We start from the raw sequence: 26,612 nt of genomic DNA, 5'->3' as shown, positions 1-26,612 counted from the left end.
GGGGTCGCTCTGGCGGCCCCATTTTTATATCTGCGGCGCTCTGACCGTCAACGCTGGTTACCATGCCTTAGCCGCTGGTGCCATCGCGATACCATTTTGATAAATCCCCCTACCAGATTGATAGGCTTCCACCTTTGCTCTCCTCGCTCTGCCGTTTTTTTCACCGACGATACGCCCCGTGTGCTCAGGGGCTGCCCTTGGCTTGTCGCTGCGAGCCAACAAAAGCAGGCTAGATGGGATCCCCTTCACACTTCTCCCCATTCTCCTGACGATGGCGGGAAACAGGCGCATATCTTGCTGTTTTTTATGCCGGTTCCAGATTTTTCCATTCGAAAAAGGACTTGCATATGTCCATAGGATTACCGCTCAAGCGGGTGGATGCCGAGGCCAAGGTGACCGGCAGCGCCCGCTATACCGATGACAACATCATGCTCGGGATGCGCCACGCCAAGTACGTGCGAAGCAATATTGCCCACGGCAAGGTGCTCGCCATCGACGCGACCGAGGCGCTGGCCCTGCACGGGGTCGAAGCCGTGTTCACCCATGAAGATGTCCCCACCACCTGTTTTCGCACTGCCGGTCACGCCTGGTCCCTCGATGAGGCCAAACGGGATGTGAAAGACCGCCGCCTGCTCACCGACCATGTACGCCACTTCGGCGATGGGGTGGCAATCGTAGTGGCCCGCGATCCGCTGGTGGCCGAAAAAGCGGCCGAGCTGGTCAAGGTGACCTACGAACCGCTGCCGGTGATGACGGATGCCGAAAGTGCGCTGGCCGACGGTGCCTATCCCATTCACCCGAGCGGCAATCTGCTGCGCCAAAGCCAGCTTCGCGCCAATGACCCGGAGCAGGCCATTGCGGCGGCCGATCTGCAGTTTCAGGGGCACTACCGGACGCCAGTGGTGCAGCACTGCCATCTGGAGACGGTGACCTGCTACGCCTACATGGATCAACCGGACCACATCATCGTCGTCAGCAGTACCCAGATCCCCCAGATAGTGCGCAGCCGGGTCGCCAAATCCCTCGGTCTGCCCTGGTCGAGCGTGCGGGTGATCAAGCCCTATATGGGCGGCGGTTTTGGCAACAAGCAGGATGTGCTGGAAGAGCCGATGGCGGCGTTTCTGAGCTACAAGCTCGGCGGCGTGCCGGTCAAGGTGACCTTGAGCCGGGAAGAGTGCTTTTTTGCCTCCCGCACCCGCCACGGCTTTGCAATCGACGGCAAGATAGGCCTCAACCGCGACGGCACCCTCAAGGGCTATCAGCTTGATGTGCTCTCCAACACCGGCGGCTATGCCTCTCACGGCCACTCCATCGCCAGCGCTGGGGGCAACAAGATCAGCTACCTCTATCCGCGCAGCGCCTTCGGTTATGACGCCAAGACCTTCTACAGCAACCTGCCCACCGCCGGTGCCATGCGCGGTTACGGCGCGCCGCAGGTGATTTTTGCCCTCGAGTGCATGCTGGATGATGCCTGCGCCAAACTGGGGCTGGATCCGCTTGATGTACGGATCGCCAACGTGGCGCGGGAAGGCGACGTCAATCAGGTCAACCAGAAGACCATCTACAGCGCCGGGTTGCCGGACTGCCTGCTGCGTGGCCGCGAGATGTTCGAGTGGGATCGGCTCAAGGCCGAATGTCTGGGGCAGGATCCGGCAAGTCGGGTGCGGCGTGGCATTGGGGTTGCGTGTTTTAGCTACGGCTCCAACACCTATCCGGTGGGGGTGGAGATCGCCGGTGCCCGCATGCTGCTCAATCAGGATGGCACCGTCAATCTGCAGATCGGCGCCACCGAGATAGGGCAGGGATCGGATACCGTCTTTGCCCAGATGGCGGCCCAGACGTTGGGCATTCCGTTTGAGCAGATCCGGGTCATTTCGACTCAGGATACCGACATTACTGCCTATGATCCTGGCTCGTTCGCCTCACGCCAGAGTTATGTGGCGGCCCCCGCGATTCATCAGGCGGCGCTGCAACTGCGGGCCCGCATCCTCTCGCTGGCAGCCCAGCTCTGCCATCAGGATGTGGGATCGCTGACTCTGATCGATGGCTACGTGGTGTTGGCCGGTGCGCCGGAGAAAGTACTTATCAGCGTTGCCGAGGTGTCGGTCAACGCCTACTACCACCTCACTATCGGCGGCCAGATTACCTCCGAGGTCTCCCACAAGACCACCACCAACCCGCCGAGTTTCGGCTGTACCTTTGTCGATCTCAGCGTCGATATCGATCTCTGCAAGGTGACCATCAATCGCATCATCAACCTGCACGATGCGGGCAAGATCCTCAACCCGCAGCTGGCGGAGGGGCAGGTGCACGGCGGCATGGGGATGGGGATCGGCTGGTCCCTGTTCGAGGAGATGATCATCGATGCCAAGAGCGGCGTGGTGCGCAATCCCAACCTGCTCGACTACAAGTTCCCCACCATGCTGGATTTGCCGGAGCTTGAATGCGACTTCGTGCAGACCTATGAGCCCCAGTCGGTCTATGGCCACAAATCCCTGGGGGAACCGCCCATCATCTCGCCGGGCCCCGCCATCCGTAACGCCATTCGAATGGCGACCGGGGTGGCCATCAACGAGTTGCCCATCACCCCCAAAACCCTGTTCCGGGAGTTTGTCGCGGCGGGTTTGATTGGCGAGGGATCAGGGGAGGAGCAACACCATGTTTGATATTGCCCGTTACTACAAGGCGCACAGCGTGGCCGAGGCGGTCGCCCTGCGTCAGGCTGATCCCGAGGCGCGCCTCTTGGCCGGTGGCACTGATGTGATGATCCAGCTCCATCACCTCAACGCCGCCTATCGCCATATCGTCGATATTCACGACTTGCCCGAACTCAAAGGGGTGAGTGAGCTGGCTGACGGTTCTATCCGCATCGGCTCTGGCACCACCTTTACCGAGCTCATCGAGAACGAACTGGTGCAGCGCCGCCTGCCGATGCTGGCCGAGGCGGCCGCCACCATCGCCGGCCCGCAGATCCGCAACGTCGCCACCTATGGCGGCAATATCTGCAACGGCGCTACCAGTGCCGACTCGGCGGCGCCAACAGTGGCGCTGGAAGCGGAGCTGGAAATCGCCGGCCCCAATGGCACACGCCGCATCCCCATCGCCGGTTTTCACACCGGCCCCGGCAAGGTTGCGCTGCAACCGGCGGAGATCCTGGTGGCGTTTCATTTTGCCCCGGATACGCACCCCCATGTGGGCTCCCACTACTTCAAATATGCCATGCGCGATGCCATGGATATTGCCACCATCGGCTGCGCCGCCTACTGCCAGATTGAGGATGGTCACTTCAAGAGTCTGCGGCTGGCCTACGGGGTGGCGGCCCCGACCCCGATCCGAACGCCGCATGCGGAGGCTGCAGCTGAAGGGCAACCCCTGAATCGCGCCACACTGGCCGCGATTGCCGAGGCGGTGGTAGCCGATGTGGCGCCGCGCTCCTCCTGGCGGGCGGAGAAGGAGTTTCGCCTGCACCTTATCAAAACCCTGGCGCAGCGGGTGGTCGCCTGCGCAGTCGAACGTGCCGGAGGCAAGATCCTATGATGCAACCGCAAAGCTGTCCCGCTGTGGAGATCCAGTGCGAGATCAACGGCAAGCCTTACTCCTATGCAGTGCCGCCCACCATGTCGCTGCTCCACTTTTTGCGCGGGCAGGGGCTTATCAGCGTGAAAGAGGGGTGCAGTGTCGGTGAATGCGGCGCCTGTACCGTGCGGGTGAATGGCACCGCTATCGACAGCTGTCTTTATCTGGCGGTGTGGGCCGATGGCAAATCCATTCGTACCGTGGAGGGGGAGCGCAAAGGCAATGAGCTCTCCGATGTGCAGCAGGCCTTTATTGACGAGGGGGCGGTGCAGTGTGGTTTTTGCACCCCGGGCCTCGTGATGGCGAGCGCGGCTCTGCTCGACAAGACCGAACGCCGTCCGCTGACTGAGGCGGAGATCCGCCGCGGGTTGTCGGGGAATCTGTGCCGTTGTACCGGCTATCAGAACGTGGTACGGGCGGTGAAGAAGTGCTGCAAGGGGTAACTGACCGGGCGCAATGACCCTGAGTGCCGTTGTTTGAAAAAGGAAACAAGCCTTCCCCAAAACACAGGCCCGCCTCGAAAGAGGCGGGCCTGCTGCTGAGTGGGGTCAGGAGAAATCACACTTTTGGCTGGTCGATCACCAATTTGCCATCCTTGACCGGAATGGTTGCACCGGGGGCTTGCTTCATGCGGATCACCCCCTCCTGACCTGCGAGGCGATAGGTCACGTCATAGCCAATTGTGTTGACGCTCGTATCCTGCACGGTTTTGCAGCGCTGCTCGGTGGTGGTGTAGGTATCCCCCGCCTGCATATTGCCCTGTACCTGATTACCGGCATAACCCCCCGCGACCGCCCCGGCGGCGGTAGCCACCTTCTTGCCGCTGCCGCCGCCAAACTGGTGGCCGACCACGCCACCCAGCGCCGCGCCCACCACGGTGCCGAGGATCTTGTGCTCATCCTGTACCGGCTTGCGGTGAGTCACGGTGACGTTGCGACACTCCTGGCGGGGAGTCTTGATGGTCTCGGTGATCGGCTTGCTGGCGATCACCTCGGCAAAGGTGGGTTGGGGTGTAAAGAGGGAGCCGCTGGCCGCCGCCGAGAGTGCCAGGGCCGAGGCGATGCCAATACCGATACCTGCCATCATGGATCTGTTCATCTTGTTGTTCTCCTGCATACCCATACGGGCTGTTCCAATCTGGCGCCATCTTGTCATAACCGGTTGGCCGGACAAGGCGATGGGGATGAGCCTGCGACAGGCACTGGCAAGGTCAAAAAGTAGCCACCATGGAAAAGTGTCTGGCTTTGGCGACAACGGACTAAAAGTGACCGGTTTCCGGCGCATGGCGGGCTTTGCCAGTGTGATAAGGAGCAATTCGAGTCGCAATTTGCAAGGCGGGCGGTGAGCAGAATGCCAGAGTGGCAAAGTGCTGACGGGGACAGGTCAAGGGAGTGACCTTGAACAGGCGTTCTGTTCTTTGAGATGGTCACGCAAGTGGTTGATAAATGGCTCCAGCCCCATCGGATGTTGGCCGATAAGAGATCACGGCAAGCATTTTGCTTTGATTGAGTGAAGCAGAGGGTGAACGGGTCGGCAGACAACCGCGTAAGGCCTGAAATGAAGACGTTCACCCGAGATCACCGGATCAACGAGGGGGAGATATGTCAATGTTACCCAGCTGGATCACCCCGGCCATTCAGGCCAACATCATCACGGTGCAGCAGGCCGAACGTCTGCTCTCATCCCTCTACCGGCCCCTGGCCGAGCAGGGAGAGGAGCTTCCCGCCGATATCGCCGACATCAGCCTTAAACTCTACTGCTTTCGCCAGCAGGGGCGGGTGCGCCACTAAGGCTGACAAAAGAACACCCCGCGCCAGGCACGGGGTGTTGTCACTCATGTATCACAGGCCCATCAGGCCAACATCACTTGCGCCACCAGCATCAGGGCGCCAAATCCCAGCACAAAGCCCACCATGGGCAGCACGAACTTGACCCACTTGTTGAACTGGATGCCGAGCATCTGCAGGGTGACCAGCACCAGTCCGGTGGGGGCCAGGAACAGCATGGCGTATTGGCCCCAGTTGTAGGCCGACACCACGATATAGCGGGGGATCATCACGGTATCTGCCAGCGGCGCCATGATGGGCATGGAGAGCACTGCGAGCCCCGAGGAGGAGGGCACCACCAGCCCCAGCAGGGTGAACACCAGCATCTGCGCCACCGCGAACACGGCGCCGTGCATGCCGGAGACCAGATCGGAGGCGTAGGCCAGAATGGTGTCCGAGATCATCCCCTGATCCAGCACCAGATTGACCCCCCGCGCCAGTCCGATGATGAGCGAAACGGCCACCAGCTCCGACGCCCCCTGAGTAAAGGCCTCGACCGCCTCTTTCTCTTTGAGGCCCGAGATAAAAATGATGATGATGGCGATGGTCAGGAAGGAGGCCGCCATCTGCGGGAACCACCAACCCGCCATGGAGACGCCCCACACCATCAGCGGGAAGGCGAGGATAAACAGGGTCAGAATGATCTTGCGGCGCAGGGTGAAGGGCACCCCTTCGTCCATAGAACCCTCTTTGAGAAAACGGGCGCGAAAACTCTCTCTGTCCTCATAGGTGTAGGAGAAGGCTGGATTGGCTTTGATCTTCTTGCAGTACCAGTAGAGATAACCGATCACCACCAGGGTGCCCACCAGACAGCCGACGGCGCGAAAGATCAGCCCCTCGGTAAAGGGAATGCCGGCGGCATTGGAGGCGATCACCACCGAGAAGGGATTGATGGTGGAGAAGGTGGTGCCCATGGAGGCGGCGAGGAAGATGGCCCCTACGCAGACGATGGAGTCATAGCCGAGCGCCAGAAAGATGGGCACCAGTATGGGGTAGAAGGCGACCGCCTCTTCCTCCAGTCCGCAGGTGGTGCCTCCCAGCGCCATCACGAAGCAGACCAGCGCCACAAACAGGAACTCGTTGCCCCGGGTTTTGTGTGAGAGGGCGACCAGTCCCGCACTGAAGGCACCTGTCTTGTTGATGACGCCGATCAGCCCCCCGAGCACCAGAATAAAGACGATGATATCCGCCCCCTCGATGGTGCCCTTGACCATGCTGACTGCTACGTCACCGAGCCCCTTGGGCGCTTGCTCCAGCCGTGCATAGGTGCCGGGAATGGCGATGGGCTTGCGGATGGTACCGTTGGTAAATTGCTCCACCGCAATATTGATATTGAGTTTTGCCAGGGCATCCTGGGTTGCGGGAAGTCGGCTAATTTCCCCCTGTGGACTATTGACCATCAGGCTTTCACTGGCCGGATTATAAGAGAGCTTGGCATAGGCGCCCGCCGGAATTATCCAAGTCAGCGCAATGGCCAGTAACATAATAAGAAACAGAATGGTAAATGCAGTAGGGAATTGTCTGCGTGGTGTGGTATTCGGCACGGCACACATAAAATGCTCCTTGATAAAGCAGGTTTGGGCTCGGCGGAATATCGGGTCGATAGGGTTTCTGCGTCATACATCCAAGGTACGCAAACTCACTGTGTATTGCGTAGTGATTGGCGAGAAATCTGGCCTGATATTGAACATCCGGTAGATTGTTTCACGTTGTAACCGTAACCCGTGCGCGGCTGGATGAACATGGCGCCATGCTCGCTTTATGGGATGGCTCACAAAATTTATTTTCCATGGATTTAACAGCTGATATGAAATAAAGGTTATTATGCAATAACTATTTCAGCTTTCATTTAACGTGCTTTGCCTTAAATAAAGGTCATGAAAATAGTGCGTACCGAGATGAATGGAATGACATATAAAGCAGCTTTGGTGGAATAATATTCCACCATCGTCATTTTTCGTTATTCGCCAAAAACAGCCTGTGAAAAAATGGCACACGTTCCAGTAACGAAATATTTTTTGCAACGAACACAGGGGGCCCTGTTGGCAGGCGGCAGCTCCTGTCTAAGACGTTTTGCTAATACCTGCCGCTGCAGGCTCGCTGTTAGGCTGTCATCCCCATAAGAGACCAGTGACGGGCAGGATGCCCATGTCGCTTGCTGATCTCTGAATCATCCCGAAACTGCCCGTTTTGTGCCACTTGTGAGGAAGGAATCCGATGACAGTGCAGAACATCTATGAGCGCGACCTCGCCAAAACCGCCGCCAATTTTGAGGCCCTGACCCCCATCAGCTTTCTGGGGCGGGCGGAGCGGGTCTATCCCGACTATCCGGCGCTGATCCACGGCTCGCTGCGCCAGAGCTGGGGCGAGACCGCCCGCCGTTGTCGCCAGTTGGCTTCGGCCCTGAGGCTTAGCGGCATCGGGGAGGGGGATACCGTCTCCATCGTCGCGCCCAATATCCCGGCGATGTTTGAAGCCCACTTCGGGGTGCCCATGAGCGGCGCCGTGCTCAACACCATCAATACCCGGCTCGATGCAGAGTCGATGGCCTTTATCTTCCAGCATGCCCAGAGCAAGGTGGTGCTGGTAGACAGGGAGTTTGGCGCCGTGGTGCGCAAGGCGCTGGGTCTGCTGGAGAGCCAACCGCTGGTCATCGCCATCGATGATCCCCTCTACCGGGAGGGGGCGCTTATCAGTGACCTCGACTATGAACAGTTCCTTGCGCAAGGGAGTGGCGATGAGCCCGGCTGGTTGCCGCAAGATGAGTGGCAGGCCATCTCCCTTAACTACACCTCCGGCACCACCGGCAACCCCAAGGGGGTGGTCTATCACCATCGTGGCGCCCACCTCAACGCCATCAACAACGTACTCTCCTGGGAGCTGCCCAAACATCCCGTCTATCTCTGGACCTTGCCGATGTTTCACTGCAATGGCTGGTGTTTCCCCTGGACGCTGGCGGCCACCGCCGGTGTAAGCGTCTGCCTGCGCCATGTGCAGGCGTCCGCCATTTATGAGGCGCTGCATGAGCACAAGGTGAGCCATTTTTGCGCGGCGCCCATCGTGCTCAATATGCTCAACAATGCCGATCCGGCGCTCAAGCAGGGGCTGGATCACCCCATCAAGGTGATGACCGCTGGCGCTGCGCCCCCCGCCACCGTGATCGCCGGGATGGAGGCGATGGGGATCGCTGTGACCCACGTCTATGGCCTGACCGAAACCTATGGCCCTTGCGTGTTGTGCGAACCGCAAAGAAGCTGGCAGGGGCAGGATGCCACGGCGCTCTCCCGCCTCAAGGCGCGGCAGGGTGTTGCGTCGCCTCTGCAGGGGGAGATGCGGGTTATCAATCCGGTCAGTGGCGAGCCGGTGGCCAAAGATGGCAAAACCATGGGGGAGATAGTGCTGCGCGGTAATGTGGTGATGAAGGGCTATCTGAAAAATCCGGCGGCCAGCGCCGAGGCGATGGCGGAGGGGTGGTTTCGCAGTGGGGATCTGGCGGTGTGGCACCCGGATGGTTATGTGGAGATCAAGGACAGATCCAAGGACATCATCATCTCCGGCGGGGAGAATATCTCCAGTCTGGAGGTGGAAGATGTGCTCTATCGCCATCCCGATGTGGACGAAGCGGCAGTGATCGCCATGCCCGATGAGAAGTGGGGGGAGGTGCCCTGCGCCTTCGTGAAACTGAAAGAGGGGCGAGAGACCACCCAGGCGGAGTTGATCGCCTTTTGCCGGGAGCAGATGGCTCACTTCAAGGCCCCCAAACGCATCATCTTCACCCCGTTGCCTAAGACCTCGACCGGCAAGGTGCAAAAATTTGTGCTGCGCAAACAGCTGGGGTAGCGGCCTGTTCGTCAGGAGCCAGCACAGCCATTCATAGGAGGGAGATACAAGGGGTCTGGAGGGCTGATGGCCCTCCCGTGGTGTGGCTAGGGAGCCTTGCAGGCAACGCAGTTGCGGCCGCTCTGTTTAGCCTGATAGAGCATCTGATCGGCGCGGGCGTAGAGGCTCTCCATCAGCTCCCCTTCGCCATTTTCCACCAGTCCGGCGCTGATGGTGATGACCAGCTTATCCCCATCGGGCAGGGGCAGCGGGCTTTGCATCACCTGCAGGCGCAGCCGCTCGGCCAGGGATGCGGCGGCCTGGAGGGTGGTATTGGGCAGTAAAATGGCGAATTCGTCGCCGCCGATACGAGCCAGCACATCTTCGCTGCGCAGCACCGATTGCATCACCCTGCCCAGATGCACCAGCGCGCTATCCCCAAGGGGGTGACCGAAGCGATCGTTGATGCACTTGAACTGATCCACATCCAGCACCATCAGCACCGAGGTGAGGTGGTGGCGCATGTCCAGACTGAGGTTCTTCTCGCACATCTCGAAAAAGAAGCGGCGGTTGTAGAGACCGGTGAGGCCATCGCGCACCGACTGCTGGTGCAGCTGCTCCTTGAGCTGGTGCAGTTCGGTGATATCTGAGGAGATACCGATCAGGGTCGGGGTGCCATCCCCCAGCAGAAAGGGCACCTTGACCGACCAGTAGTAGTGCTGATTGCCTTCGGGATCGGTCAGCATCTCTTCCCCGGCTTGCAGCTCGCCGGTTTCGAATACCCGGTTGTCCAGTCGCCACAGCTGGCAGGCGCTGGCAGCCGGGATCACCTCATCATCGCGCCGATTGATGATCTGCTCGGCAGGAAGGCCCAGCAGGTCGGCGACCTTTTGGTTGACGTAGAGAAAGCGGTGCAGGCTGTCCTTCATATAGATATGGGCATCCACGTTGGCGAGGATGATTTCCAGCAGCTGATGCTGCTCCGCCATGCGGGCCTCAATCAGCTTGTGTTCCGTGATATCGGTGGAGATGCCGCACAGGCCGATCAGGTTGCCATCCTTGTCATGGATGGGCTTTTTAACGGTCCAGTAGCAGCGCTTTTCCCCGGTGGATTTGAGGTAGTTGATCTCCTCCTGGGCGATGGCGAGTTGCTGCTCCAGTACCAACCGGTCGTTGCGTTGAATGGTGTCGGAGAATTCGAGATCAAAAAAGGCCCGATCATCCTGCCCCTGCAACTCGGCGAGGGTGCAGCCAAAGAGATCCAGCACCGCCTGATTGGCATAGGTGTAACGGCCCGCCAGATCCTTGGTAAACATGTAGGCGTCCGTCTCGTTGAAGATGGCTTTGAGGTGATCCAGCTCATGCTGTAACTGGATAGAGAAGGGTTCATCCTTCATGGGGCTAGCCATCCTTGGGTCGCTACGATGGGTCGGTTGAACAAGACGCGCAACAGAGATCAACAGCTTTAAATAAAGCACCGAACAGGTCAGGTTTCGCGTTTATTTCCGCAAGTTCTGCGCCATGTCACACGGTTGTCATCGTTGGCGAGCTCAAAGGCAATCAACCGAGTCTGTGGTTGTGCAGATCACCGTGTTCCCCTCTTTATCGGCCCGGCATCGTTGGTTAGCACCAGAGAAATTAATCGGCAATCAAATACGCCACCCCGAGCGGCAGAAAGGGCAACAAACAGGTCTTTAATCAAACTATTTTCACTGTGCCCCTGATATCATCCTCAGCAACGCAATATGGAGAGATTCGAGATGGCAGTGGCACCGTTTAATTGGGATGACGCAGTTCAGTGGGACGGGCCGGGGGCCATTGCGGGTAGCGAAGAGAGTTTGAGCGCAGATCGGCTGGATCGCGCCCGCTATGCCGAATTTCTGACCAACTACCTCGCCGCCGAAGGCAAGCAACGCAACTATGTGCTTAACCTCAATGCCGAATGGGGGGCGGGTAAAACCTGGTTTATCAAACGCTGGTATATGGAGCTCAAAGCGCACTATCCCACCGTCTATATCGATGCTTGGCAACAGGATTTTTCCGATGATCCCTTATTGACGGTTATTTCGTCGATCATTGAACAACTGAAAGCAGAAGCGGGTAGCCCTCAGCTTTCCCCCTATCTGTCGACCAAATTGGCATCATTGTTAAAAGCAACTGCGCCGATAGTAACCAAGGCTCTGTTTAAAAAAGTCTCTGGCATCAATATCGATGAAGTTCAAGAGGTCATTACGGCTGATGATGCGGGCAAACTGGTTGAATCACTTTTTCAAGACACACGAAAAAAGACAGAAGCAGTACAGCTGCTCAAGCATGAAATAAAGCAGTGGGTCGAAGCAATTATTGGCAAGAAAAAGAAACAGGCACCTGCATTTATCCTGATTGATGAGCTGGATCGTTGTCGTCCCTCCTATGCAGTAGAAATGCTGGAAACCATCAAGCATATCTTTGATATTCAGGGGGTGGTATTTGTACTGGCAACGGATACCGAGCAGTTGCAACATGCTATCAAAGTAATTTATGGAGAGGGATTTGATGCCCAAACTTATTTAGGCAGGTTTTTCAAAAGACGTTTTTATTTGAATAAATGCCCTAGCCATTTTCTCATAGAAGAGTTTGTTGCAGATCGGTTTGAGCTTTTATGTAGTAAAACATTTCATTACTTTTCAGATGCTAATGACTTTTCTAAAGCACTTGCAAAAATTGTTGATGCATACCATCTCTCTGCAAGAGAGGTTGAGTCATTCCTAGATACTTTGTTTGCTATATTGCATTCAGTATCGGAGAATTCCATAGACATTATCTATTTATCGGCCTTACTTATTATGCACTCAAAAGTTTCTACGGCATATATGATTCTTCGTAATGGTGGTATTCTCTTAGATGCTGAGATTGCTAATATTAGTCTGAATAAAGATACTGTGCTGTCATTTAAAAGTAAGGCTAAACTGCCATTAACGATTAGTTATTGGTCTGGTGTTCAGTCAGGATGCAATGAAAAGGTGGTTTGGAAAGTGGATGACTTTTATGCATATATAATACAGGTTCACAAAACACTCAATGATTACTACTTATCTAGTAATAAGTATGCGCTGAATGAAATGAATCAGATAACTGTTATAAAATCAGATGTCAGGTGTGATGACAGCGGTGTGTATTATCAAGTATGTCTGAAAAGTAAAGGGTTGGAAAATTCTGACTATATAGAATTGGTCGAATTATCTACTTTGTTATTATGATAGATGGGCTAAACGCCCATCTATCAATATGCAGTTATTTATTGTGCCGCTTATAAAGCCGCTGTACCACATCCTGTAATCCCAACCCTTCGTTTTGCAACAGCACGGTGAGGTGGTAGAGCAGATCGGCGGATTCGTTGATGAGCTCTTCCCGATCCTTGGCCATGGCGGCCAGCGCCACCTCAACTCCTTCTTCACCGACCTTCTGGGCGATGCGCTTGGTGCCTTTGCCGTAGAGGCTGGCGGTGTAGCTGGTGGCCGGATCGGCCCCTTTGCGGGCAGCCAGTACCTGCTCCAGCTCTGCCAAAAAACCGAGCGGTGGCAGCGGGTGGCCATTAAAGCAGGAGGTTGTCCCTTTGTGGCAGGTGGGGCCGACGGGGTTGGCGGCAATCAGCAGGGAGTCCTGATCGCAATCGGTGCTGATGGCCACGAGTTGGAGCACATTGCCCGAGCTTTCACCCTTGGTCCAGAGCCGCTGTTTGCTGCGGCTAAAGAAGGTGACCTGACCTGTGGTCTGGGTCTTTTCCAGCGCTTCGCGGGTCATAAAGCCCTGCATCAGCACCTCGCCGCTGGCGGCGTGCTGGACGATGGCAGGGATCATGCCATCACATTTAGCCCAGTCGAGTTGCTCGGCAAGGGGGCGCGCGCTGGCGGTTGTTTGCGTGTTATCAGAGAAGTTATTCACGGATGGCGACTCCTTCGGTTTTCAGCCAGCGTTTCAATTCGGGAATGGAGATAAGGCCCTTGTGGAACACAGAGGCGGCCAGCGCCCCGTCCACATCGGCGAGGGTGAAGGCATCGCGAAAGTGCGCCATGGCACCGGCGCCGCCGGAGGCGATCAGCGGCACCTTGCAGACGCCGCGAACCAGCTTGAGCTGATCGAGATCATAACCCTGACGCATGCCGTCCTGATTCATCACGTTCAGCACGATTTCGCCCGCGCCACGCTTTTGTACCTCCTGTACCCAATCGAGAGTGTGCCAGGCGGTGGTGCGGGTGCGGCTCTCGTCACCGGTAAACTGTTTGACCTGATAGTGACCCGTTTCGGCGTCGAAGTAGGAGTCAATGCCCACCACCACGCACTGCACGCCAAAGCGCTCGGCCAGTCGGCTGATAAGGGTCGGATCGGCCAGCGCCGGAGAGTTGATGGAGACCTTGTCGGCACCAAATTCGAGGATCTGGCGGGCGTCTTCGACGCTCTTGATGCCACCGGCGACGCAGAAGGGGATATCGATCACCTCCGCCACCCGGCTCACCCAGCTCTTGTCTACCACCCGGGCATCGCTGGAGGCGGTGATGTCATAGAACACCAGCTCGTCAGCGCCCTCTTCGGCGTAGCGGCGCGCCAGCTCGACAATGCCGCCCATCACCTCGTGGTTGCGAAATTGCACCCCTTTGACCACCACGCCATCTTTCACGTCGAGGCAGGGGATAATGCGTCTTGCCAGCATCAGTTACCTCCTGTGGTATCGGCAGCGGGTGCTTGCCAGCAGGCGATGGCGTCACCTACCGAGAATTTGCCCTCCAGCAGGGCACGGCCAAGGATGATCCCCTTGACGCCGGAGCCCTTGAGCGCCTCGATATCCGCGATGCCGCCAATGCCGCCGGAGGCCTGAAAGGCGACGCTCGGGTAGCGGGCGCAGAGATCTCGATAGAGCTCGACATTGGTGCCAGCCAGGGTGCCGTCACGACTGATGTCGGTGCAGAGCACATGCTTGAGCCCGGCGGGGAGGAAGCGCTCGATCAGTGCTTCGATGGTCACGCCGCTGTTCTCCTGCCAGCCTGCCACCGCAATATGGCGATTGCCCTGCTCATCGATATTGACGTCCAGCGCCAGCACGATCTGCTCGGGGCCATATTTCTCCATCCAGCTCGCCACCAGATCCGGGGATTTGACGGCGGTGGAGCCAATCACCACCCGGCTGGCACCGGCGGCCAGCAGATCTGCCACATCCTGCTCGGTACGCACGCCGCCGCCGACCTGCACCGGTGCTTCGGTGGCTGACAGCAGTTGGGTCAGCAGGGGCAACTGGCGCGCCTTGGCATCCTTGGCACCGTCCAGATCCACCAGATGGAGCTGCACCGCTCCCTGGGAGACATATTCATCAAAGCGGGCCTGCGGGCTGCTGCTGTATTCGGTCTTCTGGTCGTAGTCCCCCTGATAGAGGCGAACCACCTGACCGTTGATAAGGTCAATTGCGGGAATGATCATTCATAGCTCCAGAAAGTTTTGCAGCAAACGGGCACCGGCTGCGCCTGAGCGCTCCGGGTGAAATTGGGCGCCAAAGAAGTTGTCACGGGCCACAATCGCGGTAAAAGGGTTGCCGTAGTCGCAGGTCGCCAGCGTCGCTTCTGTCACCTCCAGCGCATAGGAGTGGACGAAGTAGAAGTAGCTGCCGCTCGGGATCCCCTTGAGCAGAGGATGGGTTTCGTCATGCTCAATCTGGTTCCAGCCCATGTGGGGCAGGCGCAGATTGCCCACTTCCATCAGCCGGATCTTGCCCGGCACTATGCCAAGGCAGTCGATGAGATCGCCTTTACTGCCATCGGCACTCATGCTCTCTTCGGAGGCCTCCGCCAGCATCTGCATGCCAAGGCAAAAGCCCAGCAGCGGCTGCTTGGCGGCGCGAATAAGGGGCACCAGCCCGCGCTCGTTGAGGTTTTTCATGGCGGCTACCGCGGTGCCGACGCCGGGCAGGATCAGCTTGTCCGCCTGCTCGATATCGGCGGCCTGGCTTGAGACCAGCGGCTGCACGCCGAGGCGCTCGAAGGCCATCCTGACCGAGGCCAGGTTAGCGCAGCCGGTATCGATAATGACCAGCTTCTGCTTGCTCACATCCATCACAGCACTCCCTTGCTGGAGGGAAGCTCGCTCCCTTCCACCCGAATGGCCTGACGCAGGGCGCGGCCAAAGCCTTTGAACAGCGCCTCCACTTGATGGTGGGTGTTGCCGCTGCCCACCTTCATCTGCAATGTGATGGCCATGGCATCCGACAGCGAGCGGAAGAAGTGGGGCACCATCTCGGTGGCCATCTCGCCCACGTTGTCGCGACCAAAGCCGCTCGGGCAGTCAAATACGAAGTAGGGGCGACCGCTGAGATCCAGCGCTGTGCTCACCTCCTGCTCGGTCAGCGGGCGCGCATCGATCACCGCCTGTACCTCGTCCATCGCCAGCACGAAGCCGAAACGGCCGATGCCGCGCTTGTTGCCAAGGGCCTGACGCAGCGCCTGACCCAGCGCCAGTCCGACGTCTTCCACCGTGTGGTGATCGTCGATATGCAGATCGCCGCTGACGTTCAGCTTGAGCTGGAAACCGGCGTGAGTCGCAATCTGATCCAGCATGTGATCAAAGAAGCCGATGCCGGTGGCGATCTGGTTGCCGCCGCTCTTGTTTGTGGCAGAAGGGTCCAAATCCACCGCCACCTGCATGCGGGTCTCCTTGGTGTTGCGCTCCACCGAGGCAGTGCGGCCCTTGGACAACAGCTGATCACGGATGGCGAGCCAGTTGTGATCCTGCGGGTGGTAGCGAATACCGCCAATGCCCATGTTCTCGGCCAGCTGCAAATCGGTCTGGCGATCGCCAATCACGAAGGAGTTGGCAAAGTCGATGCGACCGGAGGCGAGATATTCCTTCACCAGCCCGAGGTGGGGCTTGCGGCAGCTGCAGCCGTCGGTGGGGAAGTGGGGGCAGATCAGCACCTGTTCCCACTTCACCCCTTGCGATTCAAACAGGTGCATCATCAGGTCGTGGGGGGGCTGGAAGTTCTCCAGCGGCAGGCTGGCGGTGCCCAGTCCATCCTGATTGGTCACCATCACCAGCACGTAGCCGGCGGCCTGCAACTCGCGCAGCACCGGAATGACCATGGGCTCGAAGCGCAGCTTGGCGAGGCTATCCACCTGCTTGTCGGTCACTGGCTCTTCAATCAGGGTGCCGTCGCGGTCGATAAACAAAAACGGGGTCTTCATCGCTACATCCTTGTTTTAAAGAGAGGGAGAGGGCAGATCACGCAATACGGCCAGCACAGCATCCATCTCGCCCTGATAGCCGATGGTGACGCGAATGCTGTTATCAAGGCCGGGTTTGGTCGAGAAATCCCGCAGTATGATGCCGGCGGCCTTCATGGCGGCAAAGACGGCGGCGCCATCCACAAAGCGCACCAGCACGAAGTTGCCCTTGTCTTCGAACACTTCCCTTACGCAGGCAAGCTTTGCCAGCTCTGCCTTGAAAGCGGCTTTTTGCTTGTTGAGCTCTACCACTCGCTCGCGCATCAGCTCCAGTCCCATGGGGGAGAGTGCCTGCGCCGCGATTTGGGCGATGGGCTCGGGGATGGGATAGGGGGCGATCACCTTGGCCAGCATGGCGATCACCTCGGGGCTTGCCAGCGTAAAGCCGCAGCGGATCCCCGCCAGGGCAAAAGCCTTGGAGAGGGTGCGGGTCACCACCAGATTGGGGAAGCGGGCCAGCAGGTCTACCACGGATGCTTCCGGGCAGAACTCGATATAGGCCTCGTCCACCACCACGATGGCGCGATCCCGGGCTTTTTCCAGCAGGGCGATAAGGCCATCGCGACCCACCAGATCCCCGGTGGGGTTGTTGGGAGAGCAGAGAAACACCAGTTTCACATCAGACAGACGGTCCGCGATGGCGGACCAGTCCGGCTGGCGGCTGGCGGTGAGCGGCTGCTCGACGATACCGACGCCGCAGGTCTCGGCGCTGATGGCGTACATGCCGTAGGTGGGCGGACAGATGAGGATCTGATCCTCACCCGCTTCGCAGAAGGTGCGGATCAAGAGCTCGATGGCCTCGTCGGCGCCGCGGCTCACCAGCACCTGATCGGGATTAACCCCGGCATAGGCGGCATAGCCGTTCACCACCTCGGCCGGTTGGCACTCGGGGTAGCGGTTGAGGCGGCTTCCCTCGATGGTAAAGGGATAGGCCTGCGGCGCCTCGTTGGCGTTGAGCCAGACGTGGCCCTTGCCGCCGATGCGGCGGGCAGATTGATAAGGGGTGAGGGCCCGCACCACGCGGCGCGCCAGATTGGCAATGCTCATGACAAATCCTTTTGCTGTGCTGTTGGTTGGGGCGCGGCGGCCAGGGCATTCAACCTGAGGGTGACGGCATTTTTGTGGCCATCGAGCCCTTCGGCCTGGGCGATACGCTCGACGATAGGGCCAAGGCCGCGAATGCCTTCGGCGCTCAGCTCCTGCACCGTGTAGCGGCGCTGATAATCGGCGAGGCCAAGGCTGGAACAGGTGCGGGCATAGCCATAGGTGGGCAGGGTGTGGTTGGTGCCGCTGGCGTAATCGCCGACTGATTCCGGCGTCCATGCTCCCAGAAAGATGGAACCGGCGTTCTCGAGTTTATCCAGCAGATCACGGGGGGCGCGGGTCTGCACGATCAGGTGCTCCGGTGCGTAGGCGTTGGAGATGGTACACGCCTCGGCCAGATCGTCGCAGAGGATCACCAGACTGCTGCCGAGCGCCTGCGCGGCGATATCGCGGCGGCTCAACTTGGCCAGCTGGCTCTTGATTTCCCCTGCGATGGCATCGGCCAGCAGGGGCGAGGTGGTCACCAGCACCACCTGGCTGTCGGGGCCGTGCTCGGCCTGAGAGAGCAGATCCGCTGCCACGAAGGCCGGGTTGGCGCTCTCGTCGGCAATCACTAGCACCTCGGAGGGGCCGGCGGGCATGTCGATGGCGGCGCCGCGCCAGTCGCGGGATACCTGCCCCTTGGCTTCGGTCACATAGGCGTTGCCTGGGCCGAAGATCTTGTCCACCTTGGGGATGCTCTCGGTGCCGTAAGCCATCGCCGCGATGGCCTGGGCACCGCCGATGGCGAACACCTTCTCGACCCCGCAGGCGCGGGCGGCAAACAGGATCTCGTCGCTGGCGGGGGACGGGGTGCAGAGCACCACTTCACGGCAACCAGCGATGGCGGCTGGAATAGCCAACATCATCACAGTGGAGGGGAGCGGCGCGCTGCCTCCCGGCACATAGAGGCCGACCCGGCTGATGGGCTGGGTGCGCAGCTCGCACACCACACCGGGTTGGGTCTCCACTCTTACCACCGGCTGCACTTGGGCGGCGTGGAAGGTGCGAATATTGGCGATGGCGGCCTCGATGGCGCTTTTGATGTTGTCATCCAGCCGCGCACAGGCGGCTTCAATCTCAGCCTCGCTGACACGCAACTGTTCACGGGGGGCGCGCTCGAAGCGCAGGCCGAGCTCACGCAGGGCCTCATCGCCACGGCTGCGTACTGCGGCGATGATCTCTTTGACCACGGCGCCGATATCGGCCTCGTCATTGAGGGCTGGGCGGGTCAGCACGTCGGCCTGTTGGGCGGCGGAGAGGGTCTTCCAGATCAGGGTCTGCATGATGTCCCTTCCCTATTCCATCATTTTTTCGATGGGCAGCACCAGAATGGAGCTGGCACCGAGGGCCTTGAGCTGCTCCATGGTCTCCCAGAACAGGGTTTCGCTGGAGACGACGTGCAGCGCCACCTGATTGGTGTCACCGGCCAGCTGCATGATGGTGGGGCGCTCGGCACCCGGCAGCAGATCGGTGATGGCATCGAGCTTCTCTTTGGGGGCGTGCAGCATGATGTACTTGCTCTCGCGCGCCTGCTGCATCCCCTGAATGCGGGGCAGCAGTTTGTCGATGAGCTTCTGCTTGGCATCGGACAAGGGGTTGGGGGCCTGGACCAGTACCGCCTTGGAGCGGTAGATCACCTCCACCTCTTTGAGGCCATTGGCCTCCAGGGTCGCGCCGGTGGAGACCAGATCGCAGATGGCATCAGCCAGGCCCGCTCGGGGGGCCACTTCTACCGAGCCGCCCAGCATCACGCTCTTGAAGCCGAGCCCCTTTTCGTCAAAGAAGCGCTTGAGCAGCCCGGGGTAGGAGGTGGCAATACGCTTGCCCGCCAGACTCTGTGGCCCTGTGTAGGTCACATCTTCCGGCACCGCCAGCGAGAGGCGGCAGCCACCAAAGTCCAGCTGCTTGAGGGTTTTGACCTCGAAGGGGAGGCCTTGGGAGGCACGAATAAGCTGCACCTCTTCCAGCACGTTCTCGCCGATGATGCCAAGATCGACCACCCCTTCCATTACCAGCCCCGGGATGTCGTCATCACGCACCCGCAGGATATCGATGGGCATGTTCTCGACATGAGCGATAAGGCGCTGCTCGCGCAGGTTGATCTTGAGGCCACAGCTCTTGAACAGGGCTTGGGAGTCCTGGCTCAGACGACCGGACTTTTGCATGGCGATACGCAGACGTTGTGTTTCCATTTGCTCGATTTCCTTCTAGTCAAAAACGAAAAAACCCTCGGAAGTGGGTGCTTCCGAGGGTTTATGAATCTTGCGGTCCTTTTGGAAGTCACCAGTTAAGTGTCTTCCAGCAGTCAACCTCCTGAAAGACTAGTCGGGATGATGATGGTGGTGATGAGTCTTCAGGGTGGTGAACTTCATGTAATCAATCCTTTACAAAATAAGATGTCGTAATTGACGCCTGATTTAAACTACCTGCCTTGACAGAAAATGCAACCCGAAATTGTGATTTGATCGATTAAAGTGGCGAAAACGGTTTTCTGGTCGATAACTAGACAATAACCCCTGCAGGAGTCGCCATCATGCCCAGCCAGGACCTGTTGTTCCCCATTTTGCCCCGGGCGCCCGCCGCGCCCGGCAGCGAAGAGATCAAGCGGGAAGTGAATCAGATCAGCAAAAAGCACCAGCTGCGCAAGACCAGCACTGACAACAGTGACTCCCAGCAGCGCCAGCAGACGTATAACACGCCCGCCAAGCGTGATCAGCCCAAGTCGGAGGAGGGTGATCACAAGCCGGACCCCGAGCATCAGATCGATCTGTTCGTCTAGGCAGATTATCTGTCCCGCTTTTGCCGCGCTTTTGGCATAATGACCGCTTTTGCTGCGGGACGCCCTTTTGACCATCCAGACCCTGTTCAAGCCAGATGGCCCTCTGGCCAGCCATATCGACGGTTTCAAAGCCCGCGCACCCCAACTGGAGATGGCCGAAGCGGTCGCGCGCGCCATCAAAAGTGGTGGCCGTCTGCTGGTGGAGGCGGGGACCGGTACCGGCAAGACCTACGCCTATCTGGTGCCTGCGCTGGAATCCGGCAAGCGGGTGGTGATCAGCACCGGCTCCAAGAACCTGCAGGAGCAGCTCTTCTATCGGGATCTCCCGACCATTACCGGCGTGCTCTCCTACACCCCGCCGGTGGCCCTGCTCAAGGGACGCAGCAACTATCTCTGCATCGAGCGGATGAACCGGCTCTTGAGCGAATCCCATCTGCAAAAGCCTGAAATCCTGAACGATCTGGTGAAGGTCAAATCCTGGTCCACTGCTACCGATAACGGCGATGTGGGGGATATTCCGGGATTGCAGGAGAACGCCGAGATCCTCGCCCACGTCACCAGCACCAACGACAACTGCCTCGGTCGCGACTGCCCTTATTACGACGACTGCCATCTGGTGGTGGCCCGACGCCGCGCCATGGATGCCCAGGTGGTGGTGATCAACCACCACCTCTTCTTCGCCGATATGGCGGTGAAAGACACCGGATTTGGTGAGTTGGTGCCGGAGGCGCAAGTCTACATTTTTGACGAGGCGCACCAGCTGCCGGAGATCGCCACCAACTACTTCGGCAAATCGGTGGGCAGCCGCACCATTCAGGATCTGGCACAGGATATCCAGCTGGCCTATCGGGCTGAAGCTCACGACATGGCCCAGCTCGGCAAGGCGGCAGACCGGCTCGCTATCGCCAGTCAGGATTTGCGTCTTGCCTTCGGAGTGGATGGCGGTCGCGGCAATACCCGCGACATGCTGCGCCAGCCGCTTTGGGGGCAGGCTTTGGCTCGTCTTAACGATGCCATCGGGCTCTGCTACGAGGTGCTGAAACTGGCTCTCGGCCGGGGCGAGCAGCTGGATCACGCCTTCGAGCGCATCAGTGAATTGCGCACCCGCCTGGGTGAAGTACTGGCGGTCAACCAGACCGGTTTCTCCTACTGGTACGACTGCTCACGGCTTCATTTCACCCTCAATCTGACGCCGCTGTCGGTGGCCGAGCGATTCAGTGCCGAGGTGCAAAGACCGGAAGTGGCATGGGTCTTTACCTCGGCCACCCTGACGGTGGATATGCGGTTTGATCACTTCAAGGCCGAGCTGGGGCTGGCAGGCAGCGCCGAGCTTATTCTCGACAGCCCGTTCGACTATGGCGAGCAGGCGCGGCTCTGTGTGCCCCGCTATCTGCCGGAACCCAACGCCTTTGGCCGTGGCGAGCAGCTGGCCAATCTGATGATCCCCCTCATCAACAAGACGCCGGGGGGCTGTTTCTTCCTCTGCACCAGCCATCAGGTGATGCGTCAGGTGGCTGAGGTGCTGCGCCGGGAAATTGGCCGCACCGTCTTGTTGCAGGGGGAGGACAACAAGCAGCGGCTGCTCAAGGAGTTTGTCGAGAATGGCCGCGCCGTGCTGGTGGCGACCAGCAGCTTCTGGGAGGGGATCGACGTGCGAGGGGCGGCGTTGTCGTGTGTTATCATCGACAAGCTGCCGTTTGCCAGCCCCGATGATCCGCTGCTCAAGGCGCGGGTGGATGATTGCAAGCTCAAGGGGGGGGATCCCTTCGCCGAGCTGCAGTTGCCCAAGGCGGTGATTGCCCTTAAGCAGGGGGTGGGGCGGCTTATTCGTGATCGCAGTGATCACGGGGTACTGGTGATCTGTGATCCACGAATGGTCAACAAGCCTTACGGCGCCACCTTTATCAAGAGTCTGCCCGCCATCCCTCGCACCCGGGAGTTGGGCACGTTGGGGAGTTTTTTCGATCGCACTGAACGCGGTGAACAAGTGTGCCGTCAGCTAACAGATTTGAACAACGGGTGAGCATATCTCGCTTGCCGGTTATGTAATTGACTGATTTTATAGAGATTGGAAAGCATGAACGAGTTGAAGATCCTGGCCGTTGATACCGCCACCGAAGCCTGCTCCGCCGCCTTGCTGGTGGGTGACAAGCTGTTCTCCCGCTGGGAGGAGGCGCCACGGGATCACACCCGAAAAATCCTGCCCATGGTTCAGGCTGTGTTAGAGGATGCCGGGATAAGTTTGAGTGACCTCGATGCCATCGCGTTCGGCCGCGGCCCGGGCTCCTTTACCGGCGTGCGGATCGGCATCAGTGTGGCACAGGGGCTGGCGTTTGGTGCGTGTGTGCCTCTGATTGGCATCTCGACCCTGGCTGCCATGGCGCAAGGTGCCTATCGACTGGATGGCGCCGAGCAGGTGCTGACCGCCATCGATGCGCGGATGAACGAAGTCTATTTCGGCCGCTATGAGCTGATTGATGGCCGCATGCAGCTGGTGGGTGACGAGGTGGTGAGCGATCCCGCGGCGCTGGTTGACGCCCGTGGCAAGCTGGCGGGTCGTGTGACCTGCGTCGGCACCGGTTTTGAAACCTATAGCGAGACCCTGAATGGTCTGGCCGATGAGCTGGCGGTGAGTCAGGTGCGCTTCCCGGCGGCAGAAGATATGTTGCCGCTGGCCCGCGCAGCCTGGCTGGCGGGGGGGGCGGTGCCGGTGGAGCAGGCGACGCCGGTCTATTTGCGTGACAAGGTGACCTGGAAAAAACTGCCGGGTCGCGAATAAGGGCAGGAGCACTGACAGCATGTCGCTCTTGCCGCTCATCAGCTGCAATAAAAGCGGGTGGCCCGAGAGGCCACGCTGGCAACAGGAGAGTGACATGATGCGTAATAGCAGAAGCGACATGATGAAACGCACTATGGTGGTCGGGGCGCTGGCTCTGCTGCTCGGGGCCTGTAGCTCGGTACCCAAGGAGCTGGCCTATGAGCCAGAAAACCAGCTGGTGGCTTATCAACCCGCCCTTGGCGGCATGGAGGGCAAACCGGCCCGTTGGAGCGGCGTTATCTCGGCGGTGCACAACAAGGCGGATCAGAGTGTTATTGAAGTGGTCTATCTGCCGCTCAAGTCCAACGGTGTGCCGGAGCAGACCGAGCAGAGCCCGGGCCGTTTTCTGGCCATCATGAAGGGTTTTGTCGATCCGACCCTCTACGCCAAGGGGCGCAGCCTGACAGTGCTTGGCACCATAGGCCAACCGGTTGATAGCCAGATTGGCGAGCACAAGTACCGCTTCTCGGTGCTCAATGTGACGGGCAGCAAGCTGTGGCCGCCAGTCAAGGAGGTGGAGGTGCGCTATATGGACCCCTACTTCTACGACCCCTTCTATGATCCCTTCTGGCCGAGACGGCCGCTGCGTCGCTAAGGCTTGCCATGATTAACGCTATGATGAGCACCATGCACGAGCAGCTGCTGACCTTGGCGGATGGGCGGCGGGTAGCCCTGCTGGATAACCAGTCTACGGAGCATGATCAGCAGGGCAAACCCCTGTTGATCGCTTTGCATGGCTGGCTCGACAATAGCGCCAGCTTCTTGCCGCTGGCGTCGCATCTGGGGGATTTTCACCTCATCTGTGTCGATCTGCCGGGACATGGTCACTCCGATCACAAAACCACCCCTTATGTCTTTGTTGACTGGCTGGACGATCTCTACCAGATCGTGCAGGCGGCAGGCTGGTCGCGCTTCACTCTGCTCGGTCACTCCCTCGGGGCGCTGATCGCCTCCGCCTATGCCGGGGTGTTCCCCGAACAGGTGGAGCGGTTGGTCATGCTGGAGGGGCTGGGGCCGCTGAGCCAGCCCGATGAGGAGGTACCTGCCCAGCTGCGACGTGCAATTTTAAACCGCAGCCGCACCCGGGAGCGCAGTGCCAACGGCTTTGCCTCCATCGATGAGGCTGTCGCCGCCCGTTGCAAAGTGGCGGATATCACGCCGCAGGCGGCGCGTCTTATCTGTGAACGGCAGCTTGAGATGAGGGCAGGGCGCTGGCACTGGCGCAGCGACCCCCGCTTGCGGGATCTGTCGCCCCTGAGAATGAGCGAAGGACAAGCTCGTGCACTGATGGCTGCTATCCGTTGTCCGGTGCTGTTGATTCAGGGGGAACAGGGCTTTGCTGCGCTTGAAGCCCAATGGCAGGCCCGTCAGGATGCCTTCCAGCAGATCGAGCGGGTCATATTGGGTGGAAACCACCATTTTCATATGGAAAATTCGGTTGATACGGCCGTTTGTATCGTAAAGTTTTGTCAAGTTCGGTAGAATCGCCAGCTTTCAATAATTCCAGGTTTGTTTTCTCCCTCACATTTTTCTGTTGTTAATTTGTTGTTAATTGATGTTGCGCTGTGTAAATATGTGCGGCATTAGAGCATCAGCTTAAAACAACCGATTAAAATGGATGTGAACCGGGACGGAGGCAACACAGTGAGCGCACAGGTGCTAGTTATGCAGGAGAAGTTTGTGGAAAAAGTCTGGCTGAAACGTTATCCGGAAGGGGTCCCCGCCGAGATCAATCCAGACCAATACAGCTCCCTGGTCGAGATGTTCGAATCCTCGGTAACCCAGTTTGCCGATCAGCCCGCCTTCGTCAACATGGGCCAAACCATCACCTACCGCCGGCTGGAAGAGCAGTCCCGCGCCTTTGCTGCCTACCTGCAAAACGAGCTGAAGCTGGAGAAAGGGGATCGGGTTGCGGTGATGATGCCTAACCTGCTGCAATACCCCATCGCCGTGTTCGGCATCCTGCGCGCCGGCATGATCGTGGTCAACGTCAACCCGCTCTATACCCCGCGCGAGCTGGAGCATCAGCTCAAAGATTCGGGTGCCAAGGCCATCGTCATCGTCTCCAACTTCGCCCATACCCTGGAAAAGGTGGTCTACGACACCCCGATCAAGCACGTTATCCTGACCCGGATGGGGGATAACCTGGGGCTGGCCAAGGGCACCCTGGTCAACTTCGTGGTCAAGTACGTCAAGAAGCTGGTGCCGAAATACAATCTGCCCCACGCCACCACCATGCGTCAGGCCCTCTCCAAGGGGCGTTTCCTGCAGTACATCAAACCGGAGATCACCAACGACGATCTCGCCTTCCTGCAGTACACCGGTGGCACCACCGGCCTCTCCAAAGGGGCCATGCTGACCCATCGCAACATGATTGCCAACGTCGAGCAGTGTCTCGGCGTCTACGGCCCCATGCTGGAGCGCGGCAAGGAGTTCGTGGTCACCGCATTGCCCCTCTATCACGTCTTTGCCCTGACCGTGAACTGCCTGCTCTTTATGCGTATCGGCGGTTACAACCTGCTGATCAGCAACCCGCGCGACATCCCAGGCTTTGTCAAAGAGATCAAGAAGTACCCCTTCACCTGCATTACCGGGGTCAACACCCTGTTCAATGCGCTGGTCAACAACGAAGAGTTTCAGGGGATCGCCTTTGACAAGCTCAAGCTCACCATCGGCGGCGGCATGGCAGTGCAGCGCGCGGTTGCGGAGAAGTGGAAGACACTGACCGACACTCCGCTGCTGGAAGGCTATGGTCTGACCGAGTGCTCACCACTGGTGAGCGTCTGCCCCTACGATCTGACCGATTACAACGGCTCCATCGGTCTGCCGGTCTGCTCTACCGAGATCCGGCTGGTGGATGACAACGGTCAGGTGATCCACGCCCTCGGCACTCCGGGCGAGATGCAGGTGCGCGGCCCGCAGGTGATGGTGGGCTACTGGCAGCGTCCCGAGGCGACCGCCGAAGTGATGCAGGATGGCTGGCTCTGTACCGGTGATATCGCCGTGTGCGACGAGCAGGGCTTCTTCAAGATCGTTGACCGCAAGAAGGACATGATCCTGGTCTCCGGTTTCAACGTCTATCCGAACGAGATCGAAGATGTCGTTGCCCTGCACCCGAAAGTGTTGGAAGTGGCCGCTGTCGGTGTGCCACACAAGGTCTCCGGCGAGTTGGTGAAGATCTTTGTGGTCAAGAAAGATGCAAAATTGCAGGAGGACGAGATTATTGCCCACTGCCGCAAACATCTGACTGCCTATAAGGTGCCGAAACTGGTAGAATTTCGTGACGAACTTCCCAAGACCAATGTGGGCAAGATCCTGCGCCGCGTACTGCGCGACGAGGAGATTGCCAAGCAATAACCGGACTGAAGCTGCAGAACCCTCTGCAAACCAGCACCGTCGTTATGCAGAACCGTGGGTCATCCCACGGTTTTTTCTTTTTGGCCCTGATCAACCGCGCAGGCACA

At 58.9% G+C, this 26,612-nt stretch carries 23 protein-coding genes and 1 other annotated feature; of the genes, 12 read left to right on the top strand and 11 right to left on the bottom strand.

Annotated elements, in window-relative coordinates:
* Nucleotides 1-347: 347 nt before the first annotated feature.
* From xdhA to xdhC, 3 genes are read left to right on the top strand one after another with little or no spacing between them, the layout of a single operon-like run.
* The gene (gene xdhA, locus AB5Y71_RS11865) at nucleotides 348-2,666 is read left to right on the top strand and encodes a xanthine dehydrogenase molybdenum-binding subunit XdhA (protein WP_368171650.1); all 2,319 of its coding nucleotides are present in this window, start codon (nucleotides 348-350) and stop codon (nucleotides 2,664-2,666) included.
* On the top strand, nucleotides 2,659-3,537 hold the full coding sequence (xdhB, locus tag AB5Y71_RS11860) for a xanthine dehydrogenase FAD-binding subunit XdhB (protein WP_368171649.1): 879 nt from the start codon (nucleotides 2,659-2,661) through the stop codon (nucleotides 3,535-3,537). The genes xdhA and xdhB overlap by 8 nt, the downstream gene beginning before the upstream one ends.
* On the top strand, nucleotides 3,534-4,019 hold the full coding sequence (xdhC, locus tag AB5Y71_RS11855) for a xanthine dehydrogenase iron sulfur-binding subunit XdhC (RefSeq protein ID WP_139402076.1): 486 nt from the start codon (nucleotides 3,534-3,536) through the stop codon (nucleotides 4,017-4,019). The genes xdhB and xdhC overlap by 4 nt, the downstream gene beginning before the upstream one ends.
* 115 nt (nucleotides 4,020-4,134) lie before the next feature.
* Here the strand turns inward: xdhC and AB5Y71_RS11850 are convergent, their stop codons facing one another.
* The gene (locus tag AB5Y71_RS11850) at nucleotides 4,135-4,674 is read right to left on the bottom strand and encodes a glycine zipper 2TM domain-containing protein (RefSeq protein ID WP_026035120.1); all 540 of its coding nucleotides are present in this window, start codon (nucleotides 4,672-4,674) and stop codon (nucleotides 4,135-4,137) included.
* A gap of 503 nt (nucleotides 4,675-5,177) precedes the next feature.
* Between AB5Y71_RS11850 and AB5Y71_RS11845 the strand changes: the two genes are divergently transcribed.
* On the top strand, nucleotides 5,178-5,366 hold the full coding sequence (locus AB5Y71_RS11845; RefSeq protein ID WP_005345660.1) for a hypothetical protein: 189 nt from the start codon (nucleotides 5,178-5,180) through the stop codon (nucleotides 5,364-5,366).
* Nucleotides 5,367-5,428: 62 nt separating this feature from the next.
* Here AB5Y71_RS11845 and AB5Y71_RS11840 read toward each other — a convergent pair whose 3' ends face one another.
* The gene (locus AB5Y71_RS11840) at nucleotides 5,429-6,955 is read right to left on the bottom strand and encodes a YfcC family protein (RefSeq protein WP_368171648.1); all 1,527 of its coding nucleotides are present in this window, start codon (nucleotides 6,953-6,955) and stop codon (nucleotides 5,429-5,431) included.
* A 664-nt stretch (nucleotides 6,956-7,619) separates the two neighbouring features.
* Here AB5Y71_RS11840 and AB5Y71_RS11835 point away from each other — a divergent pair.
* Nucleotides 7,620-9,242: an acyl-CoA synthetase gene (locus AB5Y71_RS11835; protein WP_368171647.1), complete on the top strand. Its 1,623-nt coding sequence runs from the start codon at nucleotides 7,620-7,622 to the stop codon at nucleotides 9,240-9,242.
* 86 nt (nucleotides 9,243-9,328) lie between these two features.
* Here the strand turns inward: AB5Y71_RS11835 and AB5Y71_RS11830 are convergent, their stop codons facing one another.
* The gene (locus tag AB5Y71_RS11830) at nucleotides 9,329-10,618 is read right to left on the bottom strand and encodes a diguanylate cyclase (RefSeq protein WP_368171646.1); all 1,290 of its coding nucleotides are present in this window, start codon (nucleotides 10,616-10,618) and stop codon (nucleotides 9,329-9,331) included.
* Nucleotides 10,619-10,981: 363 nt separating this feature from the next.
* Here AB5Y71_RS11830 and AB5Y71_RS11825 point away from each other — a divergent pair, with 363 nt between their 5' ends.
* Nucleotides 10,982-12,460 carry a P-loop NTPase fold protein gene (locus AB5Y71_RS11825; RefSeq protein WP_368171645.1) on the top strand — a complete coding sequence of 493 codons (1,479 nt, stop codon included), beginning with the start codon at nucleotides 10,982-10,984 and terminating at the stop codon, nucleotides 12,458-12,460.
* 34 nt (nucleotides 12,461-12,494) lie between these two features.
* On the opposite strand, the gene hisIE is transcribed toward AB5Y71_RS11825, so the two are convergent.
* From hisIE to hisG, 8 genes are read right to left on the bottom strand one after another with little or no spacing between them, the layout of a single operon-like run.
* A complete protein-coding gene (gene hisIE, locus AB5Y71_RS11820) occupies nucleotides 12,495-13,145 on the bottom strand; it encodes a bifunctional phosphoribosyl-AMP cyclohydrolase/phosphoribosyl-ATP diphosphatase HisIE (protein WP_368171644.1) in 651 nt (216 codons plus the stop codon).
* Complete coding sequence (gene hisF, locus AB5Y71_RS11815; protein WP_368171643.1) at nucleotides 13,138-13,911, bottom strand: imidazole glycerol phosphate synthase subunit HisF; 774 nt, start codon at nucleotides 13,909-13,911, stop codon at nucleotides 13,138-13,140. Before hisF ends, hisIE begins: the two co-directional genes overlap by 8 nt.
* Complete coding sequence (gene hisA, locus AB5Y71_RS11810) at nucleotides 13,911-14,672, bottom strand: 1-(5-phosphoribosyl)-5-[(5-phosphoribosylamino)methylideneamino]imidazole-4-carboxamide isomerase (RefSeq protein ID WP_058056833.1); 762 nt, start codon at nucleotides 14,670-14,672, stop codon at nucleotides 13,911-13,913. Before hisA ends, hisF begins: the two co-directional genes overlap by 1 nt.
* A complete protein-coding gene (gene hisH, locus AB5Y71_RS11805) occupies nucleotides 14,673-15,302 on the bottom strand; it encodes an imidazole glycerol phosphate synthase subunit HisH (RefSeq protein WP_368171642.1) in 630 nt (209 codons plus the stop codon).
* Complete coding sequence (gene hisB, locus AB5Y71_RS11800) at nucleotides 15,302-16,426, bottom strand: bifunctional histidinol-phosphatase/imidazoleglycerol-phosphate dehydratase HisB (RefSeq protein WP_368171641.1); 1,125 nt, start codon at nucleotides 16,424-16,426, stop codon at nucleotides 15,302-15,304. The genes hisH and hisB overlap by 1 nt, the downstream gene beginning before the upstream one ends.
* Nucleotides 16,427-16,441: 15 nt before the next feature.
* Nucleotides 16,442-17,512, bottom strand: coding sequence for a histidinol-phosphate transaminase (gene hisC, locus AB5Y71_RS11795; RefSeq protein ID WP_368171640.1), 1,071 nt, complete (start codon nucleotides 17,510-17,512; stop codon nucleotides 16,442-16,444).
* Nucleotides 17,509-18,834, bottom strand: a complete 1,326-nt coding sequence (hisD, locus tag AB5Y71_RS11790) for a histidinol dehydrogenase (protein ID WP_368171639.1) — start codon at nucleotides 18,832-18,834, stop codon at nucleotides 17,509-17,511. The genes hisC and hisD overlap by 4 nt, the downstream gene beginning before the upstream one ends.
* 12 nt (nucleotides 18,835-18,846) lie before the next feature.
* Nucleotides 18,847-19,743: an ATP phosphoribosyltransferase gene (gene hisG, locus AB5Y71_RS11785; RefSeq protein ID WP_368171638.1), complete on the bottom strand. Its 897-nt coding sequence runs from the start codon at nucleotides 19,741-19,743 to the stop codon at nucleotides 18,847-18,849.
* A 29-nt stretch (nucleotides 19,744-19,772) separates the two neighbouring features.
* Nucleotides 19,773-19,897: a sequence feature (His leader region), on the bottom strand.
* A gap of 187 nt (nucleotides 19,898-20,084) precedes the next feature.
* On the opposite strand from hisG, the gene AB5Y71_RS11780 reads away from it, so the two are divergent.
* The 6 genes from AB5Y71_RS11780 (at nucleotide 20,085) to fadD (ending at nucleotide 26,505) form a co-directional block, all read left to right on the top strand.
* Nucleotides 20,085-20,330 (top strand): hypothetical protein, encoded by a 246-nt coding sequence (locus AB5Y71_RS11780; RefSeq protein WP_368171637.1) that lies wholly within the window; start codon nucleotides 20,085-20,087, stop codon nucleotides 20,328-20,330.
* Nucleotides 20,331-20,397: 67 nt separating this feature from the next.
* Entirely contained in the window at nucleotides 20,398-22,353 is a 1,956-nt protein-coding gene (locus tag AB5Y71_RS11775; protein WP_368171636.1) for an ATP-dependent DNA helicase, read from the top strand.
* Between the two features lie 54 nt (nucleotides 22,354-22,407).
* On the top strand, nucleotides 22,408-23,109 hold the full coding sequence (gene tsaB, locus AB5Y71_RS11770) for a tRNA (adenosine(37)-N6)-threonylcarbamoyltransferase complex dimerization subunit type 1 TsaB (RefSeq protein ID WP_204383200.1): 702 nt from the start codon (nucleotides 22,408-22,410) through the stop codon (nucleotides 23,107-23,109).
* Between the two features lie 118 nt (nucleotides 23,110-23,227).
* Complete coding sequence (locus tag AB5Y71_RS11765; RefSeq protein WP_019446435.1) at nucleotides 23,228-23,743, top strand: Slp family lipoprotein; 516 nt, start codon at nucleotides 23,228-23,230, stop codon at nucleotides 23,741-23,743.
* Between the two features lie 20 nt (nucleotides 23,744-23,763).
* The gene (locus tag AB5Y71_RS11760) at nucleotides 23,764-24,630 is read left to right on the top strand and encodes an alpha/beta fold hydrolase (protein WP_204383199.1); all 867 of its coding nucleotides are present in this window, start codon (nucleotides 23,764-23,766) and stop codon (nucleotides 24,628-24,630) included.
* Nucleotides 24,631-24,828: 198 nt separating this feature from the next.
* Nucleotides 24,829-26,505 (top strand): long-chain-fatty-acid--CoA ligase FadD, encoded by a 1,677-nt coding sequence (gene fadD, locus AB5Y71_RS11755; protein WP_085942148.1) that lies wholly within the window; start codon nucleotides 24,829-24,831, stop codon nucleotides 26,503-26,505.
* Nucleotides 26,506-26,612 lie beyond the last annotated feature (107 nt).

The organism is Aeromonas sp. R9-2 (assembly GCF_040908025.1).
In the GTDB taxonomy this organism is placed as follows: domain Bacteria; phylum Pseudomonadota; class Gammaproteobacteria; order Enterobacterales; family Aeromonadaceae; genus Aeromonas; species Aeromonas veronii.
The sequence above is the reverse complement of the archived record's forward strand: the minus strand, read 5'-3'. Positions and strand labels throughout refer to the sequence as shown.

Bases quoted from the DNA above. Each gene is read 5' to 3' on its own strand.
- AB5Y71_RS11780 (WP_368171637.1), top strand. From the start codon at position 20,085: ATGCCCAGCCAGGACCTGTTGTTCCCCATTTTGCCCCGGGCGCCCGCC.
- hisH (WP_368171642.1), bottom strand. From the start codon at position 15,302: ATGGATGTGAGCAAGCAGAAGCTGGTCATTATCGATACCGGCTGCGCT.
- hisD (WP_368171639.1), bottom strand. From the start codon at position 18,834: ATGCAGACCCTGATCTGGAAGACCCTCTCCGCCGCCCAACAGGCCGAC.
- AB5Y71_RS11835 (WP_368171647.1), top strand. From the start codon at position 7,620: ATGACAGTGCAGAACATCTATGAGCGCGACCTCGCCAAAACCGCCGCC.
- hisA (WP_058056833.1), bottom strand. From the start codon at position 14,672: ATGATCATTCCCGCAATTGACCTTATCAACGGTCAGGTGGTTCGCCTC.
- hisC (WP_368171640.1), bottom strand. From the start codon at position 17,512: ATGAGCATTGCCAATCTGGCGCGCCGCGTGGTGCGGGCCCTCACCCCT.
- xdhC (WP_139402076.1), top strand. From the start codon at position 3,534: ATGATGCAACCGCAAAGCTGTCCCGCTGTGGAGATCCAGTGCGAGATC.
- hisB (WP_368171641.1), bottom strand. From the start codon at position 16,426: ATGAAGACCCCGTTTTTGTTTATCGACCGCGACGGCACCCTGATTGAA.
- AB5Y71_RS11845 (WP_005345660.1), top strand. From the start codon at position 5,178: ATGTCAATGTTACCCAGCTGGATCACCCCGGCCATTCAGGCCAACATC.
- AB5Y71_RS11760 (WP_204383199.1), top strand. From the start codon at position 23,764: ATGATGAGCACCATGCACGAGCAGCTGCTGACCTTGGCGGATGGGCGG.
- hisF (WP_368171643.1), bottom strand. From the start codon at position 13,911: ATGCTGGCAAGACGCATTATCCCCTGCCTCGACGTGAAAGATGGCGTG.
- AB5Y71_RS11840 (WP_368171648.1), bottom strand. From the start codon at position 6,955: ATGTGTGCCGTGCCGAATACCACACCACGCAGACAATTCCCTACTGCA.
- AB5Y71_RS11830 (WP_368171646.1), bottom strand. From the start codon at position 10,618: ATGAAGGATGAACCCTTCTCTATCCAGTTACAGCATGAGCTGGATCAC.
- AB5Y71_RS11765 (WP_019446435.1), top strand. From the start codon at position 23,228: ATGATGAAACGCACTATGGTGGTCGGGGCGCTGGCTCTGCTGCTCGGG.
- AB5Y71_RS11850 (WP_026035120.1), bottom strand. From the start codon at position 4,674: ATGAACAGATCCATGATGGCAGGTATCGGTATTGGCATCGCCTCGGCC.
- xdhA (WP_368171650.1), top strand. From the start codon at position 348: ATGTCCATAGGATTACCGCTCAAGCGGGTGGATGCCGAGGCCAAGGTG.
- xdhB (WP_368171649.1), top strand. From the start codon at position 2,659: ATGTTTGATATTGCCCGTTACTACAAGGCGCACAGCGTGGCCGAGGCG.
- tsaB (WP_204383200.1), top strand. From the start codon at position 22,408: ATGAACGAGTTGAAGATCCTGGCCGTTGATACCGCCACCGAAGCCTGC.
- AB5Y71_RS11825 (WP_368171645.1), top strand. From the start codon at position 10,982: ATGGCAGTGGCACCGTTTAATTGGGATGACGCAGTTCAGTGGGACGGG.
- hisG (WP_368171638.1), bottom strand. From the start codon at position 19,743: ATGGAAACACAACGTCTGCGTATCGCCATGCAAAAGTCCGGTCGTCTG.